This is a genomic window from Sphingomonas olei (assembly GCF_045369765.1).
Lineage (GTDB): Bacteria > Pseudomonadota > Alphaproteobacteria > Sphingomonadales > Sphingomonadaceae > Sphingomonas > Sphingomonas panaciterrae.
Window position 1 is genome coordinate 1 of sequence record NZ_JBIQEU010000060.1, and the last position, 1,657, is coordinate 1,657.

Annotated in this window: 3 protein-coding genes; 1 reads left to right on the top strand and 2 read right to left on the bottom strand. The window is 64.0% G+C overall.

The genetic code is table 11. The annotated features are described in order from the left end of the window. A partial coding sequence (locus ACH0BU_RS17995) for a helix-turn-helix domain-containing protein (protein WP_500264471.1) occupies positions 1-207 on the bottom strand: 207 nt, incomplete at its 3' end. A 148-nt stretch (positions 208-355) separates the two neighbouring features. Here ACH0BU_RS17995 and ACH0BU_RS18000 point away from each other — a divergent pair. Continuing rightward, on the top strand, positions 356-949 hold the full coding sequence (locus ACH0BU_RS18000; protein ID WP_500264472.1) for a recombinase family protein: 594 nt from the start codon (positions 356-358) through the stop codon (positions 947-949). A gap of 88 nt (positions 950-1,037) precedes the next feature. Here ACH0BU_RS18000 and ACH0BU_RS18005 read toward each other — a convergent pair whose 3' ends face one another. Then, entirely contained in the window at positions 1,038-1,538 is a 501-nt protein-coding gene (locus ACH0BU_RS18005) for a hypothetical protein (protein WP_500264473.1), read from the bottom strand. Between the last annotated feature and the right edge of the window lie 119 nt (positions 1,539-1,657).

Sequence of the window (1,657 nt, forward strand, 5' to 3'; positions counted from 1 at the left end):
GCCTGCTTCCGGTCGCCGGGGACGCGCTAGCCCGGCGGGACCATCGGCGCGGTAGCGGGCGATCCAGCGCCGGGCGGTGCGGATCGGGATGCCGGCATCGGTCGCAACCCTCGCCAGCGGCGCGCCATCGATCAGATAGGGTCGCAACACGGCCATGCGCTTCGCGACCTCGGCGCTTCCGATCTCCGGCCCTCGATCATCCGCCATGAGGAAGCGCCCCTGTCCGATAGAGGATCGTTCAGCGGACCCGCCCCGGTCGCTATTCGACCCACGGGAAACGGCCGGAAGCCGAGTCTCACATAGATAGTACCATATGTTTTGCGGTGACGGGGCCTTTTACGTTACACTCTGGCCCATGACGCAAACGCTGATCGGCTATGCCCGCTGCTCGACCGACAAACAGGACCTCGCTGCCCAGCACGACGCATTGCTAAAGCTCGGCGTGGCGGCCGACCGCATCTACACCGACAAGGGGTTCACCGGCACGAACCGCGCGCGGCCAGGGCTGGACCAGGCGCTCGCGGCCGTGCGGAGTGGCGACACGCTGGTGGTGCCCAAGCTCGACCGGCTCGCTCGCTCCGTGCCCGACGCGCGCGCGATTGGCGACGATCTCGCCGTGCGCGGGGTGAGGCTCCAGCTCGGCAGCAGCGTACACGATCCAGCTGACCCGATGGGCAAGCTGTTCTTCAACATCCTCGCTACCTTCGCCGAGTTCGAGGCAGACCTCATCAAGCTCCGGACCCGCGAGGGCATGGCGGTCGCGCGTGCCAAGGGGAAGCTGCGCGGAAAGAAGCCCAAGCTGTCCGATCGGCAGCAGAAGGAGCTGCGCCGTATGTACGACACCGGCGACTACTCGATCAGTGACCTCGCCGAGCTGTTCTCCATCTCGCGACCCACCGTGTATCGAACACTCGGGCGGCAGCCGGTCACACCAGCAAAGGCAGCTTGATGGCAGTAAACGCCCACAACCGGACAATTCGCTTGCGAGAATAGAGACGTCGGCGCTGCGGATCGCGCTTCCGACCGGCCGCGACCCTTTACGGTGTGACGTCGATGACGACTTCGTTGCTCAGCAGTTTCGCGTAGCGCGCTGGTCGCTCTTCTATGTCCATAAGGAAGATCACCGCTCGCACGCGATACCGTCCCGGGCCTGGGAACAGATTGATAGCCCGCACAGCGGTCGGCGCTACGAGAGGACTGCCAGACCTTATCATTTTGAGCCCATTCAAGCCGACAGGAGGCGCCGGCGGTGAAATGGCGATCGGCTCCTTGGGAGCCACAAGATGCCCGTTGGCACCTCGCACCTCATAGGCGATGCCGCGAGTTACGTTCAGCATCGGCGATACACTGACGGCGTTCTGTGACGATGAGAGCGCGACCTTCAGTGGCACGGAGCTGTCCATGGCGACCGTCGCAGCAGCCGAGGACAGGCTCACATTGAGATCGGGCGAAGCGGTACCGCGCCAAACCCCTTGCGCCGACGGTGACCAAGCCTCCGTGGCGGTTTGCAGGCCGGCGGCAAAAAGAAGCATCAGCATCATTCACTCCGTTCCCGGCTCACGAACATAGCACATCATGTCCACAGTCCACCAAACCCGGCCGTTCCGGTGTGCCACTTACCGCTGACAGGACGTGCCAATCAGCGCTGACATTTACA